We start from the raw sequence: 14806 nt of genomic DNA on the forward strand, positions 1-14806 counted from the left end.
CTTGCCAAGCCGGTGAAGCAGGAAATATGTCTCTGCTATACAAAATGACGTGGAGTTCGAAATGCATCTCTCGAAGGCCGTCGTGCCGACCGAACATGCAAGCCGCTACCTGCAGCAGCTCTGCAAACACTGGAGTCACAAGTTCAGCGTCGAATTCGATCCTCAGAAGGGCCGGGTGCCGTTCAGCGATACGGCCGAGGTGACATTTGCGGCCGACGATGCGGCGCTGACCATGACACTTTCGGTCGCCGATCCCTCGCAACAGGAAAGGATGCAGCAGGTCATCGACGATCATCTGAAACGCTTTGCCTTCCGCGAAGAACTCGACATCGTCTGGACGGACTAAGCCCAGCCCCGATCCAAATTTCTGCCCCGAACCCTGGAACAAGCATGACGAAGAGCAATCACCGCGAATCCGACTATCCGATCAATCCGATGTTTCTCGACCGCTGGTCGCCGCGCGCCTTCACCGGCGAAATCATCGAGGAGGCGCAGCTGCTCGGTCTGCTCGACGCTGCCCGTTGGGCGCCGTCCTCAGCCAACCACCAGCCATGGCGCTTCATTTATGCGCTCAAGGGTTCAGGGCATTGGGAGAAATTCGTCGCATTGCTCGTCGACGCCAACCAGGAATGGGCCAGAAATGCGTCGGCGCTGATCTTCGTCGTGTCGCGTGCCTTCACCGGGGCTGCCGGCTCGATTGAGGAAAAGCCGAGCTACACCCATTCCTTCGATGCCGGTGCGGCATGGGGGCATCTGGCGATCCAGGCGCGTCTCTCCGGCCTTTACGCCCATGGCATGGGCGGCATCAAGCATGAAGAGATCAGGCAGGCTTTCGCCATTCCCGAGGGATACCGGGTCGAAGCAGGCGTCGCCGTCGGCCGCCTGGCTGACAAGAGCGTTCTTTCCGAACGCAATCAGGCCCGCGAATTCCCCAGCCAGCGCAAGCCGCTCTCCGAGGTCGCCTTCAACGGGCGCTTCGTCGCGAATTGAGCGAAGCCAAAGGCCAAGCAGATATCGGGCAAACGAAAGCCCCGCCATCCTAAAGATAGCGGGGCCATTTATCTCTGCAATATCAACTAGATATCGAGGTTTGCAACGCTTAGCGCATTCTCCTGGATGAATTCGCGCCGCGGCTCGACTTCGTCACCCATCAGGCGGGCGAAGAGACCATCGGCGTCGGTGGCGTCGTTGACCCTGACCTGCAGCAGCGAGCGCACGTTCGGATCGAGCGTCGTTTCCCAGAGCTGCTCGGCATTCATCTCGCCAAGACCCTTGTAGCGCTGCATGGTGAGGCCTTTGCGGCCGCTTGCGAAGATCGCGTCGAGCAGGGCGCGCGGGCCGGAGATTTCGACGTCGCCTTCGCGGCGATGCAGCGATGGCGGCGTCTGATAGATTTCCTTGAGGCGTGCCGTCAGCTGGTCGATGTGACGGGCATCCGAGGAACCGATCAGCGCCATGTCGAGCACGACGAGTTCCTTGACGCCGCGGACCATGCGCTCGAGGCGCAGGCCGCCATCGGTTGTCAGATCGCCCCGCCAGCCGCGCTCGGTTTCCTCGGCGATGATGTCGAGGCGTCCAGCCACTTCGTTTGCCAGCGCCAGCGCTCTCCCCGGATCGCTGGCGAGCTCGGCGTTGAGCGCGCCGGCAATCGCCGCTTGTTCGACGGCGGAACGATTGTAGCGCGAATGGAGATTGTCGAGCAGCGCGCGCATGCGCAGGGCATCGAGGATGACCTCGCGCAGATCCTGGCCGGCGCGAACTTCGCCGCTACCGAGCCTCAGCGAAGCATCTTCCAGGCCCTGGCTGATGAGATATTCTTCGAGCGCCTTCTCATCCTTCAGATACTGCACCGACTTGCCGCGCGAGACCTTATAGAGCGGTGGCTGGGCGATATAGAGATGACCGCGCTCGATCAGTTGCGGCATCTGGCGGAAGAAGAAGGTCAGCAACAGGGTGCGAATATGGGCGCCGTCGACGTCAGCGTCCGTCATGATGATGATCTTGTGGTAGCGCAGCTTTTCGACATTGAACTCGTCCTTGCCGATGCCGGTGCCGAGCGCGGTGATCAATGTGCCGATTTCCTGGCTCGACAGCATCTTGTCGAAACGGGCGCGCTCGACGTTCAGGATCTTGCCGCGCAGCGGCAGGATTGCCTGGTTCTCGCGCGAGCGGCCCTGCTTGGCCGAGCCGCCGGCAGAATCGCCCTCGACGAGGAAGACTTCGGATTTTGTCGGATCACGCTCGGAGCAGTCGGCGAGCTTGCCCGGCAGCGAAGCGATATCGAGTGCGCCCTTGCGGCGGGTCAATTCGCGGGCCTTGCGGGCCGCTTCGCGTGCGGCGGCTGCCTCGACGACCTTGCCGACGAGAATCTTGGCTTCGCTCGGATGTTCTTCAAACCAGGTGTTCAGCGCCTCGTTGACGAGACTTTCGACAACAGGACGGACTTCCGAGGAAACCAGCTTATCCTTGGTCTGCGAGGAGAATTTCGGATCCGGCACCTTGACCGACAGAACCGCCGTCAGGCCTTCGCGGCAATCTTCGCCCTGCAGCGTTACCTTTTCCCTTTTGGTGATGCCGGAACTGTCGGCATAGGAAACGACCTGGCGCGTCAGCGCCGCGCGGAAGCCCGCCATATGCGTGCCGCCGTCGCGTTGCGGAATATTGTTGGTGAAGCAGAGCACGTTCTCATGATAGCTGTCGTTCCACCACATCGCGACCTCGACGGTGATGCCGTCCTTTTCGCCGCGGATGGCAACCGGTTTGTCGACGAGCGACTTCTTGGCGCGGTCCAGATAGGCGACGAAAGCCTCGAGGCCGCCGTCATAACGCAGTTCTTCCTGCTTGATATCGGAATGGCGCTTATCGGTCAGCAGGATGCGAACGCCTGAATTCAGGAAGGCAAGTTCGCGAAGGCGATGCTCCAGCGTGCCGTAGTCGAACTCCGTCATGGTGAAGGTGCCGGTGCTCGGCATGAAGCTCACTTCCGTGCCGGTTTCATTCGGCGCGTCGCCCGTGACCTTCAGCGGAGCATCGGCCACGCCATGGGTGAAGCTCATTTCATGGATCTTGTCGTGACGGCGGATCTTCAGCTTCAGCCAGACGGACAGCGCGTTGACGACGGAGACGCCGACGCCGTGCAGGCCGCCGGAAACCTTGTAGGAATTCTGGTCGAACTTACCGCCGGCATGGAGCTGCGTCATGATGACTTCGGCCGCCGACACGCCTTCGCCGGTGTGAATGTCCGTCGGGATGCCGCGACCATTGTCGGTGACGGTCACCGAACCATCCGGATTGAGAGTGACGGTGACGATGTCGGCATGGCCGGCAAGCGCTTCGTCGATCGCGTTGTCGACGACTTCATAGACCATGTGATGAAGGCCGGAGCCATCGTCGGTGTCGCCGATATACATGCCGGGGCGTTTGCGCACGGCATCGAGGCCCTTCAGAACCTTGATGGAATCTGCGCCATATTCGGTGCTTACGCCGTTTTCCGTCGCGGATGTATCGCTCATTCTGTCGAGATTTTCCCTGTTGTCGTAAAGCTGCGGCGCGCCTTGCGAATCACCGGCTTTCTTCACTCTCGTATATAGGTTTTTTGAACCCACTTCCCAATGGCAAGCCCCCAAAACAAGGCATAAAACAGGGGATTATGACGCTTTTCCGTCGCCTTTGCCGACATTTTCGAGAAGAGCCGATAGCCGGCCTATCTCCGCGCTGTCAAGGTTGCGAATCCGCCGGGCCAGCCGGTTGGCAAAATCGGTATATTCGGGGGGCAGGCCGGAGGTGTCGATCACGACGCGCGGGTCCGAAGAGCGGGCGAGCAGGAACAGTTCCTCGGCCTCATCCCAGATGATGTTGAAATAACCGGCGATGCGCTGCAGCAGATCGAATGTCGGCAAGCCACGCTTTCCATGTTCGAGCGCCGAGAGATAGGCGGGGGAGACATTCAGCGCTTCCGCCATCTCCTTCTGCGAGACGCCCTTACGCGCCCGCAACCTGCGAACTGCCTCTCCGAAGGGTGTCATGGCCTTTCCCCATGCCGCCGCGACAGGCGAATGTAAAGCGCGCCCTCACCGCCATGATGTTGTGCGGCCGGCTCATAGGAGGAGATCAGGTAGCGGAATTCCGGCTTAGAGAACCAGAGAGGCACAGCCCGCTTCAGCGCGCCGTCGCTGCCCATCGAGCTGCCCTTGCCGGTAATGACCAGCACATGGCGCATGCCGCGCTCATGGGCGCGGATCAGGAAATCGAGAAGGATGGCATGGGCCTGGCTCTGCACCAGCCCGTGCAGGTCGATCCGCGCTTCGAGCGCCAGCCGGCCCTTGGCGATCTTCCGCTTGACCGGCTTTTCCAGCGGATGATGCACCCCGGCCGATGGCTTCGCCGTTGACGGTGCCGTCGGCTGCAGCGGCGTAGGTGTGGCGGGCGTCTGCTTTTCCTGCTCCCGTTCGGCTCCCGCTTCGGCTTCGGCAAGAAAGGCATCGAGTTCGGTCAACGCCCCCGCCTTACCGGGCATCGGCCGCGTGCTGCGGGCGACCTTGCCCCAGAGGATCCTCTCATCGGCGCTCAGCTTGCGGTCCCTGGCCATCAGTCGAATCGTCCGGCGGCGGCATTGGGAATGAGGATGACGAAATCGGCGTCGTTGCGGACGGTGCCGGCACTTTCCCCGGCCATATCCCCCGAACCGGTAAAGATATCACCCCGCGCCGGCCCGACGATCGCCGATCCGGTATCGAGCGCCAGCATCAGCCTGCGGAACGGCCGGCCCTGGTCGAGATGGGTGAGGCTTTCGGCACGAATGAAAAAGGGAAAGCCGAAGGTATGGATCATCCGGTCGACCGCAAGCGCGCGCCCGGCGAGAAGCGGCACCTTGGCGGCCGCAATCGGACCTGCCTGCGGATCGGCAACCGGCGCTTCACGGAAGAAAATATAAGAGCGGTTATGCCATAAGACTTCATCGACGCGTTCGGGATTGCGCGCCAGCCAGCCACGGATCGCCTGCATCGAAATCTCCGCCCGATCGATCTCGCCCCCCTCGATCAGCAGCTTGCCGATCGCCGAGAAAGCGTGGCCGGCCTTCGCCGCATAGGTGATTCGGCCGATACGACCATCCTCATAACGCAGGCGGGCAGCACCTTGCACATGCACGAAGAAAACATCGACCTTCGACTTCGCCCAGGCGATTTCGAGGCCACGGCCCTCGAGAAACCCCTGATCGATGGCGCGGCGGTCCGGATAGGCAGTGACGCGGCCCTCCTGCAGACGGCCGAAAGCATAGGCCTTGTCGAGCCCGGCGGGGCGATTGGCGTCATCGAGATCGATCAGATCGTCCGGACGCCGGTAGAAAGGAAAACGGAAAATATCGTCCGGCCGGTCCGACACGTCGATATCAGGTTCGTAGAAGGCGGTGACGAAGCCGGAATCGCCGTCCTTGCGGCGAATCAGAAAGGGCCGACAGTGCGTCTCGAAAAAGACGCGCGCCGATTCCGGAGATAACGGCGTGAAATCTTCGGCGGCGGCGAGAAGCGGAAGCAGGTCTTCCGAGCTCAGGCCCAGCGATCCGGTGCGGTACGGTTTGACATCGGTGATCTGCCCCCGGCAGCTTCGCATGACTTCAAAAAGGCCGGAGGGATCATCATCCTTCCAGCCTTCCAGAGTGTCGAAGCTTATGGCCTGCAGGACGAAGTCCGATGCGTGGTCACTCATGTTCCGATTCGGTCGCCACGAGTTTCCAGTTCGGATCGCGCGAGCGGGTGTCGCGGGCAAAGGTCCAGACGTCGTTGACCTCGGCGACGTTTTCGGCGTCGCCTTCGATCAGCACATCCGCCTTGTCGTAGGTGGCCGATATCAGCTGGCTGGCGATGCGCACGGTGATCTGCGCTTCGCTGCCCTTCGTCTCCGCATGGGTGATCTCGGCCTTATCGATGCCGACGAAAGTGGACTTCACCTTCTCGCCCCGAGCTTCGCGCTCGCCGATCGCCGCATCGAAGCCGTCATAGACTTCGCGCGACAGCAAGTTCTTCAGCGTTTTCCGGTCGCCATCGGCATAGGCGATGACGATCATCTCGTAAGCCATGCGGGCGCCGTTCAGAAACTCCTTCGGGCTGAAGGCGGGGTCGGCCTTGTTCAGCGCACGCAGCGATTCGTTGAGCGGCGTTCCGGGCGCCGCGAAAGCATCGATGGCGGCGAAGCGATCCTCATCCTCCGTCGTCGCATCGCGCCGCGGCAGCGTCACGACCTTGCCGGCATCGGCGGCTTCGGCCGGAGCCGCATCCCGCGGTGTATAGAGATCGCGCGGCGGCTTCTCATTTCCTGTACGGCGCCCGAGCACGGAGCGGAGCTGAAAGAAAATCAGCACAGCCGCCACCAGGAAAAATAATGTGATGAAGTCGTTCGAACTCATATCGTATCGCAGCCGCCGTTAACATCTCTGATTTGTACTCCCATATAGTCTGCCTATACAGATGATTCAAATGATGGCTGGCATCTTCGCCGGCGCAAAGAGGAGACCGGCGAGCCCGGGACATGACCGACATGCGTTTTTCGATCCTGCCAGCCTTCATTCTGCTGCTGCCGTTTGCCGAAATTGCCGGTTTCGTCGTCGTCGGCCAGGCTATCGGATTGTGGCTGACGCTTGTTCTGGTCATGCTGGGTTTCGTTGTCGGCGTGGTTCTGCTGCGCCGGCAGGGAATCGGTATTTTGCGCCGCATGTCGAGCGAAGGACGAAATGGGGTGACGCCGGGCCGCGACCTGCTGCGGCCGGCGATGAACGTCATCGCCTCGCTGCTCCTGATCATTCCCGGCTTCCTCACGGATATCATCGCGATCCTCATTCTCATTCCGCCGGTGCGCGATCTCGTCTGGCGGGCGATCGCCAAACGCTTCGTCGTCGTCAACGCCAAGGGCGGCTCTTCCTCCGGTCCGCAACCCGATGTCCGCGACCGCAAGCCGAACTCGAAGGTAGTCGATCTCGACGAGGAGGACTATCATAGAGAGCCGGATCGCAACTCGCCGTGGTCCGGCAAGCATCTTGGCGATTGAGGCGCTGCGGCTGATCAACCGGGCCAGGCGCCCAGGGTTGTAAGCCCTTCCCTGAAATGTTAGATGGCGGCACCATTCCCATGCCCCTCGAGGAAAAGCCAATGGCAGACGATAACAACAGCAACGGTGCGGCCAACCCCACCCTTTCGATCCTTGCGCAATATACCAAGGATCTGTCCTTCGAAAATCCGGGTGCGCCGCGTTCGCTGCAGGCCCGCGACAAGGCGCCGACGATCAACATCAATGTGAACGTCAACGCCAACCCGCTTTCCGATACGGATTTCGATGTCGTGCTGTCGCTGAATGCCGAAGCCAAGGACGGCGACAAGACGGTTTTCCATGCCGAACTCACCTATGGCGGCGTTTTCCGCGTTGCCGGCTTCCCGCAGGAACACATGCTGCCGGTTCTCTTCATCGAGTGCCCGCGCATGCTTTTCCCCTTCGCCCGTCAGATCATCGCCGACGTCACCCGCAACGGCGGTTTCCCGCCGCTGATGATCGACCCGATCGACTTCACGCAGATGTTCGCTCAGCGCGTTGCCGAAGAACAGGCCCGCGCCAAGGTTCAGGCCGTTCCGAACTGACCGGCTCTTTCTGAAATGCGAATGCCCGGGCTGGTCCCGGGCATTTTCAATTGAGGACCGGTTTAATCGAGGTTGGCGTATTTCGCCCAGACGCTTTTTTCACCGAGCTTGGCGACGAGCGCCTCGTGCGCCTGCTCCTCGGTTTGGCTGAGGCGCGGGGCGAGCGGCCGAGGCCGCTCGAGCACGGCGGCAATCACCACGTCGTCTTCCATCCCCATGTCACCGCGAGCTGCCTGGTTGGATTGGCCGACCATGCCGAGGCCAAGAGCCGCCTGTCTGCCGCCGATCATCTCGATATAGACTTCGGCAAGCAGTTCGGAGTCGAGCAGCGCGCCGTGTTTGGTGCGGTGCGAATTATCGATGCCGTAGCGCCGGCAAAGCGCATCGAGCGAATTCGGCCCCATCGGATGTTTGCGCCGCGCCATTGACAGCGTATCGAGCACCCGTTCCGGCAGGATTGGCGGCAAACCGATCCGCGCGAATTCCGCATTGATGAAACCCATATCGAAGGTGGCGTTATGGGCAATCCACTTCGCATCACCGAAGAAGGTAAGGATTTGTTCGGCAACCTCAGCGAAAGGCTGCTTGTCCTTCAGGAATTCATCGGTAATGCCGTGCACGGCGAGCGCATCTGGATGAACCTTCTGATCTCCAGGATTGATGAAGATATGGATCGTGTTGCCCGTGGGGAAATGATCGAAGAGCTCGATGCCGCCGATTTCGATGATGCGGTCGGCGCGGTTGTCGAGGCCGGTTGTTTCCGTATCGAAGATGATCTCACGCATTCCGGAAATCTCCCTTGGCAATCCGCGTTTTCAGGTCGGCGACGATCTCGAATACCCGTTCCCTCGTCGTCGCGATACTGTGACTGGTGTCGATCAGATAATCGGCCCGGCGCCGCTTTTCCGTGTCCGGCGTCTGGCGTGAGAGAATCATGTCGAATTTTTCCTCGGTCATGCCTTCGCGCGCAAGCACCCTTTGGCGCTGAATCTGTGGATCAGTGCTGACGACGACGACGACATCCACTCTTGTCACGGCGCCGGTTTCGAAAAGTAGTGGAATATCGAGCAATACCATGTCGGCGCCGGCGGCGCGTTGTCGCTTCAGAAATTCCGTCTCGCGTTTGCGAACCAGCGGATGGACGATCGCTTCCAGGCGTTTGAAGCCGTCAGGATCAAGAGCGAGCTGGCGGCCGAGTTCACGCCGGTCGACGGCTCCATCCTTCATCGTGCCGGGGAAAGCGGCATTCACCAGGGGTGCAGCCTCGCCGGCATAGAGATCGTGGACCACGGCATCCGAATCGTTCACCGGGATTCCTGCGTCGGCGAAGAGCTTTGCCGCTGTCGATTTTCCCATTCCGATGGAGCCGGTGAGGCCGATCTTCAGCATCAGTGTGCTTCCATATCCGCGATGATGAGCGCGCGCAGCGGCGCATCGACGACGGGACGCTGGCCGAACCATTTCTCGAATCCGGGCACGGCCTGGTGCAAGAGCATGCCGAGACCATCGACGATGGGAAATCCTTGCTCTTCCGCTTGGGCGAGGATCGGCGTCTTCAAGGGCACATAAACGATATCGGTGACGACGGCATCGGCTGCAAGGGGCGAGAAGTCGAGTTGCGGCGCCGGCTCGCCGTCCATGCCGAGCGAGGTTGTGTTGATGAATAGGCCGGCGCCGCTCATGACTTCGGCAAGCGCCCCGGTCGGGTGGGCCTGAACACGCGGGCCAAAACGATCCGCGAGCTCACGCGCGCGTTCGACGGTGCGGTTGACGACGTGGATCTCCTTGAAACCGCGATCACGGACCGCCTGGATGATCGCCCGGCTGGCGCCGCCGGCGCCAAAGACGACGGCCGTGCCATGCCGGTCCCAGCCCGGATGGCGTTCGTCGAGATTGGCGATGAAGCCGCGACCGTCGGTATTCGTCGCATGCAGAGCGCCGTCCTCCAGCCAGAGCGTGTTCGCGGCGCCGAGCTCTTGCGATAGCGCGTCCGGTTTGTCGGCGAGCCGGAACGCCAACTCCTTGTGAGGAATGGTGACATTGCCCCCGGTAAAGCCGGAACTGCCATCCTTCAACGAGTGAATGAAATCGGCAAAGCCCCCGGGCGCCACTTCATGAGCGCGATAACTGCCCGGCAGGCCAAGCGTCTTCAGCCAGTATCCGTGGATCAGTGGCGAGCGCGAATGCTTGATGGGAAAGCCCGTGACAAATGCTTTCGGCCCGAATGTTTCACGTGAATCACCCATCGATCGCTCCGAGTTCTCGCAATTTTTTTAAGAGCGGCAGCATCGGCAGGCCGAGAATGGTGAAATAATCACCCTCGATCTTTTCGAAGAGCTGGATGCCCTCCCCCTCCAATTGATAGGCGCCGACGCTGGAAAGCGCCCGTTCGCCAACCCGCGCCAGATGTCTGGAGATGAAATCCATCGTCAGCGGCCGCATCGTCAATTCCGCATGCGCAAGATGTTCCCACAAGACCACGCCGTCGCTGACGATCGCGACGGCGCTATTCAATCGATGGGTTACGCCCGAAAGGACTTGAAGATGCCTAGCCGCGTCGGCTAGGTCCTTCGGCTTATGGAAGACCTTCTCGCCGAGCGACATCGTTTGATCCGAACCGATGACCAGGCTTTTCGGAAAACGGCTGCTGACTTCCTCGGCCTTGGCCCTGGCGAGGACGAGGGCCACGGCATCAGGCTTAGCGCCGGCTTTTTCCAGCGGCGCTTCAACGGCCCGCTCATCGATCCTTGCGGCATGCGCCTCGAAGGATAGACCGGCATTTTCCATCAGCATCCGGCGAAAGGGGCTCGACGATGCAAGGATGAGTTTCGGCGTCATGGGTTCCTCGGCGTGCCGGCTTTTCGTCAGCGCTTAGCGCAGCTTCGGCCGCAGGGCAACGATTGCCGCGGCTGTTTCCTCGATTGAGCGGCGGGTGACGTCGATCAGCGGCCAGTTATGACGGGCGCAGAGGGAGCGGGCATATTTCAGTTCCTCCGAAATCGCGGCACGATCGGTGTAGTGTTCGCGATCGAAGCCCTGCGTCACCCCGAGCACACGATTTTCCCGCACCTGGGAAATACGGTCGGTGGTGGCGATCAGGCAGACGATCAGCGGTTTGCTCGCGACGAAGAGGCTCTCCGGCAATGGCACGCCATAAACGATTGGAATGTTCGCCGTCTTGATGCCTCGGTTGGCGAGGTAGATGCTGGTCGGTGTTTTCGACGTACGGCTGATGCCGATGATCACGACATCGGCATCGTTGTAATCGTCGGGCATCTGGCCATCATCGTGATCCATGGTGAAATTCAGTGCTTCAATGCGCGCGAAGTAGCCGGCATTCATCACATGCTGGGCCCCGACACGACGGCGAGACGGGGCGCCGAGATAGATCTGGAAGGCATTCATCACCGGCTCCAGCACATTCACCGAGGCGACACCCATCTCGATGCAGCGTTCATCGATCAGGCTTGCAAGCTCCCGGTCGACAATGGTGTAGAGCACGATGCCGGGGGCGTCATCGATCGCCTGTAGAACCGGCAGCAGCTGCTTGCGATTGCGGATCAGCGGATAGACATGTTCGATCGGCTGCGCCGATCTGAACTGCGCCGACGCGGCGCGCCCGGCGGAGATCAGAGTCTCTCCCGTTGAGTCAGAAATCAGATGCAGATGAAAGAAGTTCGTTCTGTTCTCCACGCTATTTTCCGCTGCCTGTTGAAAAGACTGGATGAAACAGAGCTACGGCGGCGAGGCAGTCTCCGGCAAGGGAAAACATGCCTCCTTATCCACATTTCGGATTCTGCGGATCGGTTTCGATTGGCCCTGTGGAGGATGGGGAAGGGCTCGGCTTCTTGAAAGCTCGTCCACAGCCTATCCACAGTTATGAGAAAAATCGCCGAGCTGGAAGGATTTGGAATCATTTTCGGATTCGGCTTCTCCCCGAAATTTGGACGAGATGGACAAATCTTTCCGATGTTCTTTTGCAGCCGCGCGACAAATGGCATCGGCGGTGGATGGATTTTAATCCTTGATAGTCACCGACTCTAAGAAATAGAAACCTTTTAAAAGATCTTTGTTTTTTTATAGGGAAGAAGCGCTTGAGCGATACGCGGCGAAAGATCATGAGGGTTTTGAGTGGCGAAAGCCTCTCCCCTCCTCCTCTCTGGCTGATGAGACAGGCAGGACGTTATCTTCCGGAATATCGGGAGACACGAGCAAAGGCAGGGAGTTTTCTCGATCTCTGCTACACCCCTGAGCACGCCGTCGAAGTGACATTGCAGCCGATCCGCCGCTATGGCTTCGATGCGGCCATTCTGTTTTCCGATATCCTGGTCATTCCAGACGCAATGAAGCGAAATGTCCGGTTCACCGAGGGCCATGGCCCGGAGATGGATCCGATCGATGAAGCCGGGATCGGCAGTTTGAACGGCGAAGAGGTTGTCGATTATCTCAGGCCGGTTCTGGAAACGGTACGGCGGCTGCGTGAAGAACTGCCAGCGGAGACGACGCTGCTCGGTTTCTGCGGCGCGCCATGGACGGTTGCGACCTACATGATCGCCGGTCACGGCACGCCGGATCAGGCCCCTGCCCGTCTCTTCGCCTACAAGCATCCCCGCGCTTTCGAGCATCTGCTGATGCTGCTTGCCGACGTATCGGCCGATTATCTCGTCGCCCAGATCGATGCCGGCGCCGATGCCGTGCAGATCTTCGATTCCTGGGCAGGTGTTCTCGGCGAGAAGGAGTTCGAGGCGTTCGCGATCAGGCCGGTTGCGCGGATGATCGCTTCCGTCAAATCACAACGGCCGCATGCTCGCATCATCGCCTTTGCCAAGGGCGCCGGCTACCAGCTCAAGACCTATCGCCAGAAGACGGGCGCTGATGCGATCGGCCTCGACTGGTCGGTCCCGCTGGCCTTTGCCGCCGAACTTCAAGGAGATGGACCGGTTCAGGGCAACCTCGATCCGATGCGTGTCGTTGCCGGCGGCCGGGCGCTGGAGGAAGGCATCGATGATATTCTGCAGCATCTCGGCAATGGTCCGCTGATCTTCAATCTCGGTCACGGCATTACACCGCAGGCTGACCCCGAGCATGTGCGTCTGCTGGTGGATCGAGTGCGAGGCGGGGCGTGACGATGGAAAAGCAGACCGATCGGAGATCTGGCGCCTACGCCCGGCGCCGGGCTCATTTTGCGCTGGCCTTCTTTGCGCTGGTGGCGGTCGGGCTTTTTGCCTGGAACCCCGATAATCTCTACCTCTGGATCAAGGCGCTGCACATCATCGCGGTCATTTCCTGGATGGCCGGGCTGTTTTACATGCCGCGGCTGTTCATCTATCACACCGATGCGGAGCCCGGCTCGGTACAGTCGGAAACCTTCAAGGTGATGGAGCGTCGGCTGCTTCGGATCATCATGACGCCGGCAATGATGCTGACGTGGATTTTTGGCCTCTATCTCGCCTGGTCGGTTTATGGATTCCAGGGCGGCTGGCTGCATGCCAAGATTGGTCTCGTTGTCCTGCTGACCGGTGTTCATATGTTCTTCAGCCGCGCTGTCAGGGCGTTCGAGCGGGATGAAAACCGCCGCTCGGCGCGCTATTGGCGGTTCATGAACGAAGCCCCGACACTGCTGATGATCGTGATCGTCATCCTTGTCGTGGTGAAGCCGTTCTGAGGAAAGTCGTCCTGAGGTTAAATTTGCTTCATTTTAAGCAGCCCTCTTGCGGCAACGATTGCGAGTCGCTATTTTCCGCGCACCTCATCTACGTGGCATGTGTGTAGAGTTCAGTCGTCTGCGAGCCCTTTCGCGGTACCGAATACGACCCAACATCGCCTTTCCCCTTTGAAATTGAAAAGAGTATTGGTCACTTCATGGCTGAAATGAAGCTTCAGGAACTTAAGAGTAAATCCCCGACGGATCTGCTGGCATTTGCCGAATCGCTCGAGGTCGAGAATGCAAGCACGATGCGCAAGCAAGAGCTGATGTTTGCGATCCTCAAGATGCTTGCCAGCCAGGATGTCGAAATCATCGGCGAAGGCGTCGTCGAAGTGCTGCAGGACGGTTTCGGCTTCCTGCGGTCGCCCAATGCGAACTACCTGCCGGGCCCGGACGATATTTATATCTCCCCGTCGCAGATCCGCCGTTTCTCGCTGAAAACCGGCGATACGGTCGAGGGCCCCATCCGTGGGCCGAAGGAAGGCGAGCGCTATTTTGCGCTGCTCAAGGTCAACACCATCAATTTCGACGATCCGGAAAAGATCCGTCACAAGGTTCATTTCGACAATCTGACGCCGCTCTATCCGAACGAGCGCTTCAAGATGGAACTGGATATTCCCACCACCAAGGATCTGTCGCCACGTGTGATCGACCTGGTGGCGCCGCTCGGCAAGGGCCAGCGTGGATTGATCGTCGCACCGCCGCGTACCGGCAAAACCGTGTTGTTGCAGAACATCGCGCATTCGATCACTGCCAACCATCCGGAGTGCTATCTGATCGTCCTGCTGATCGATGAACGTCCCGAAGAAGTGACCGACATGCAGCGTTCGGTTCGCGGCGAGGTAATCTCCTCGACCTTCGACGAACCGGCCGTGCGTCATGTGCAGGTGGCCGAGATGGTTATCGAGAAGGCCAAGCGCCTTGTCGAACACGGACGCGACGTTGTCATCCTGCTCGATTCGATCACGCGCCTGGGCCGTGCCTATAACACGGTCGTTCCCTCGTCAGGCAAGGTCCTGACCGGCGGTGTGGACGCCAACGCTCTGCAGCGGCCGAAGCGCTTCTTCGGCGCGGCGCGTAACATCGAGGAAGGCGGCTCTTTGACGATCATCGCGACGGCGCTGATCGATACTGGCAGCCGCATGGACGAAGTGATCTTCGAAGAATTCAAGGGTACCGGCAACTCGGAAATCGTCCTCGATCGCAAGGTCGCTGATAAGCGCATCTTCCCGGCAATGGACATCCTGAAGTCCGGCACGCGTAAGGAGGACCTTCTGGTTCCGCGCCAGGATCTGCAGAAGATCTTCGTGCTCCGCCGTATCCTGGCTCCGATGGGCACAACCGATGCGGTCGAATTCCTGATCGACAAGCTCAAGCAGACGAAGAACAATTCCGACTTCTTCGAATCGATGAACACATAATCCTTAGCCGGATTCACCCCTTAAAGCTGGAGGCATCTCGCGATGCCGCCAGC

17 protein-coding genes are annotated in these 14806 nt (G+C 60.0%); 7 read left to right on the forward strand and 10 right to left on the reverse strand.

Translation table 11 applies throughout. From position 1 onward, the window contains the following. Window positions 1–61 precede the first annotated feature (61 nt). Window positions 62–346 carry a DUF2218 domain-containing protein gene (locus tag HFO71_RS14300; RefSeq protein WP_077978090.1) on the forward strand — a complete coding sequence of 95 codons (285 nt, stop codon included), beginning with the start codon at window positions 62–64 and terminating at the stop codon, window positions 344–346. A gap of 44 nt (window positions 347–390) precedes the next feature. Beyond that, a complete protein-coding gene (locus HFO71_RS14305; RefSeq protein WP_131640911.1) occupies window positions 391–990 on the forward strand; it encodes a nitroreductase family protein in 600 nt (199 codons plus the stop codon). 86 nt (window positions 991–1076) lie between these two features. On the opposite strand, the gene gyrB is transcribed toward HFO71_RS14305, so the two are convergent. The 5 genes from gyrB to HFO71_RS14330 form a co-directional block, all read right to left on the reverse strand. Continuing rightward, entirely contained in the window at window positions 1077–3512 is a 2436-nt protein-coding gene (gene gyrB, locus HFO71_RS14310) for a DNA topoisomerase (ATP-hydrolyzing) subunit B (RefSeq protein ID WP_131640910.1), read from the reverse strand. Between the two features lie 135 nt (window positions 3513–3647). Continuing rightward, window positions 3648–4025: a helix-turn-helix domain-containing protein gene (locus tag HFO71_RS14315; protein ID WP_077978033.1), complete on the reverse strand. Its 378-nt coding sequence runs from the start codon at window positions 4023–4025 to the stop codon at window positions 3648–3650. Continuing rightward, window positions 4022–4588, reverse strand: coding sequence for a Smr/MutS family protein (locus tag HFO71_RS14320; RefSeq protein ID WP_077978032.1), 567 nt, complete (start codon window positions 4586–4588; stop codon window positions 4022–4024). Before HFO71_RS14320 ends, HFO71_RS14315 begins: the two co-directional genes overlap by 4 nt. Next, a complete protein-coding gene (gene mltA / locus HFO71_RS14325; RefSeq protein ID WP_221988186.1) occupies window positions 4588–5706 on the reverse strand; it encodes a murein transglycosylase A in 1119 nt (372 codons plus the stop codon). The genes HFO71_RS14320 and mltA overlap by 1 nt, the downstream gene beginning before the upstream one ends. Then, window positions 5699–6403, reverse strand: coding sequence for a Tim44/TimA family putative adaptor protein (locus HFO71_RS14330; RefSeq protein ID WP_017962629.1), 705 nt, complete (start codon window positions 6401–6403; stop codon window positions 5699–5701). Before HFO71_RS14330 ends, mltA begins: the two co-directional genes overlap by 8 nt. A gap of 131 nt (window positions 6404–6534) precedes the next feature. On the opposite strand from HFO71_RS14330, the gene HFO71_RS14335 reads away from it, so the two are divergent. Beyond that, the gene (locus tag HFO71_RS14335; protein ID WP_077978088.1) at window positions 6535–7041 is read left to right on the forward strand and encodes an FxsA family protein; all 507 of its coding nucleotides are present in this window, start codon (window positions 6535–6537) and stop codon (window positions 7039–7041) included. Between the two features lie 101 nt (window positions 7042–7142). After that, complete coding sequence (gene secB / locus HFO71_RS14340; RefSeq protein WP_003544086.1) at window positions 7143–7625, forward strand: protein-export chaperone SecB; 483 nt, start codon at window positions 7143–7145, stop codon at window positions 7623–7625. Window positions 7626–7687: 62 nt separating this feature from the next. Here the strand turns inward: secB and dnaQ are convergent, their stop codons facing one another. Genes dnaQ through HFO71_RS14365 form a run of 5 tightly spaced genes read right to left on the reverse strand, consistent with a single transcriptional unit; the run spans window position 7688 to window position 11318 of the window. Continuing rightward, the gene (dnaQ, locus tag HFO71_RS14345; protein WP_131640908.1) at window positions 7688–8410 is read right to left on the reverse strand and encodes a DNA polymerase III subunit epsilon; all 723 of its coding nucleotides are present in this window, start codon (window positions 8408–8410) and stop codon (window positions 7688–7690) included. Then, window positions 8403–9014 (reverse strand): dephospho-CoA kinase, encoded by a 612-nt coding sequence (gene coaE, locus HFO71_RS14350; RefSeq protein ID WP_131640907.1) that lies wholly within the window; start codon window positions 9012–9014, stop codon window positions 8403–8405. The genes dnaQ and coaE overlap by 8 nt, the downstream gene beginning before the upstream one ends. After that, window positions 9014–9871 carry a shikimate dehydrogenase gene (locus HFO71_RS14355; protein ID WP_131662131.1) on the reverse strand — a complete coding sequence of 286 codons (858 nt, stop codon included), beginning with the start codon at window positions 9869–9871 and terminating at the stop codon, window positions 9014–9016. The genes coaE and HFO71_RS14355 overlap by 1 nt, the downstream gene beginning before the upstream one ends. Further along, window positions 9864–10463 (reverse strand): Maf-like protein, encoded by a 600-nt coding sequence (locus HFO71_RS14360; RefSeq protein ID WP_131640905.1) that lies wholly within the window; start codon window positions 10461–10463, stop codon window positions 9864–9866. Before HFO71_RS14360 ends, HFO71_RS14355 begins: the two co-directional genes overlap by 8 nt. A 33-nt stretch (window positions 10464–10496) precedes the next feature. Further along, window positions 10497–11318 carry a pyruvate, water dikinase regulatory protein gene (locus tag HFO71_RS14365; protein WP_011649834.1) on the reverse strand — a complete coding sequence of 274 codons (822 nt, stop codon included), beginning with the start codon at window positions 11316–11318 and terminating at the stop codon, window positions 10497–10499. Window positions 11319–11719: 401 nt separating this feature from the next. On the opposite strand from HFO71_RS14365, the gene hemE reads away from it, so the two are divergent. From hemE to rho, 3 genes are all read left to right on the forward strand, one after another. Beyond that, window positions 11720–12751 carry a uroporphyrinogen decarboxylase gene (gene hemE, locus HFO71_RS14370; RefSeq protein WP_221988187.1) on the forward strand — a complete coding sequence of 344 codons (1032 nt, stop codon included), beginning with the start codon at window positions 11720–11722 and terminating at the stop codon, window positions 12749–12751. A 2-nt stretch (window positions 12752–12753) separates the two neighbouring features. Beyond that, window positions 12754–13290, forward strand: coding sequence for a protoporphyrinogen oxidase HemJ (gene hemJ / locus HFO71_RS14375; RefSeq protein WP_032999283.1), 537 nt, complete (start codon window positions 12754–12756; stop codon window positions 13288–13290). A gap of 197 nt (window positions 13291–13487) precedes the next feature. Beyond that, window positions 13488–14753, forward strand: a complete 1266-nt coding sequence (rho, locus tag HFO71_RS14380; protein WP_020052216.1) for a transcription termination factor Rho — start codon at window positions 13488–13490, stop codon at window positions 14751–14753. The last annotated feature ends 53 nt before the right edge of the window (window positions 14754–14806 follow it).

Source organism: Rhizobium laguerreae (genome assembly GCF_019778565.1).
Classification (GTDB): domain Bacteria; phylum Pseudomonadota; class Alphaproteobacteria; order Rhizobiales; family Rhizobiaceae; genus Rhizobium; species Rhizobium laguerreae.

What these genes read in the sequence shown, in the direction of transcription:
- HFO71_RS14300 (WP_077978090.1), top strand. Translation starts at nt 62, where the DNA reads ATGCATCTCTCGAAGGCCGTCGTGCCGACCGAACATGCAAGCCGCTAC.
- HFO71_RS14305 (WP_131640911.1), top strand. Translation starts at nt 391, where the DNA reads ATGACGAAGAGCAATCACCGCGAATCCGACTATCCGATCAATCCGATG.
- gyrB (WP_131640910.1), bottom strand. Translation starts at nt 3,512, where the DNA reads ATGAGCGATACATCCGCGACGGAAAACGGCGTAAGCACCGAATATGGC.
- HFO71_RS14315 (WP_077978033.1), bottom strand. Translation starts at nt 4,025, where the DNA reads ATGACACCCTTCGGAGAGGCAGTTCGCAGGTTGCGGGCGCGTAAGGGC.
- HFO71_RS14320 (WP_077978032.1), bottom strand. Translation starts at nt 4,588, where the DNA reads ATGGCCAGGGACCGCAAGCTGAGCGCCGATGAGAGGATCCTCTGGGGC.
- mltA (WP_221988186.1), bottom strand. Translation starts at nt 5,706, where the DNA reads ATGAGTGACCACGCATCGGACTTCGTCCTGCAGGCCATAAGCTTCGAC.
- HFO71_RS14330 (WP_017962629.1), bottom strand. Translation starts at nt 6,403, where the DNA reads ATGAGTTCGAACGACTTCATCACATTATTTTTCCTGGTGGCGGCTGTG.
- HFO71_RS14335 (WP_077978088.1), top strand. Translation starts at nt 6,535, where the DNA reads ATGCGTTTTTCGATCCTGCCAGCCTTCATTCTGCTGCTGCCGTTTGCC.
- secB (WP_003544086.1), top strand. Translation starts at nt 7,143, where the DNA reads ATGGCAGACGATAACAACAGCAACGGTGCGGCCAACCCCACCCTTTCG.
- dnaQ (WP_131640908.1), bottom strand. Translation starts at nt 8,410, where the DNA reads ATGCGTGAGATCATCTTCGATACGGAAACAACCGGCCTCGACAACCGC.
- coaE (WP_131640907.1), bottom strand. Translation starts at nt 9,014, where the DNA reads ATGCTGAAGATCGGCCTCACCGGCTCCATCGGAATGGGAAAATCGACA.
- HFO71_RS14355 (WP_131662131.1), bottom strand. Translation starts at nt 9,871, where the DNA reads ATGGGTGATTCACGTGAAACATTCGGGCCGAAAGCATTTGTCACGGGC.
- HFO71_RS14360 (WP_131640905.1), bottom strand. Translation starts at nt 10,463, where the DNA reads ATGACGCCGAAACTCATCCTTGCATCGTCGAGCCCCTTTCGCCGGATG.
- hemJ (WP_032999283.1), top strand. Translation starts at nt 12,754, where the DNA reads ATGGAAAAGCAGACCGATCGGAGATCTGGCGCCTACGCCCGGCGCCGG.
- rho (WP_020052216.1), top strand. Translation starts at nt 13,488, where the DNA reads ATGGCTGAAATGAAGCTTCAGGAACTTAAGAGTAAATCCCCGACGGAT.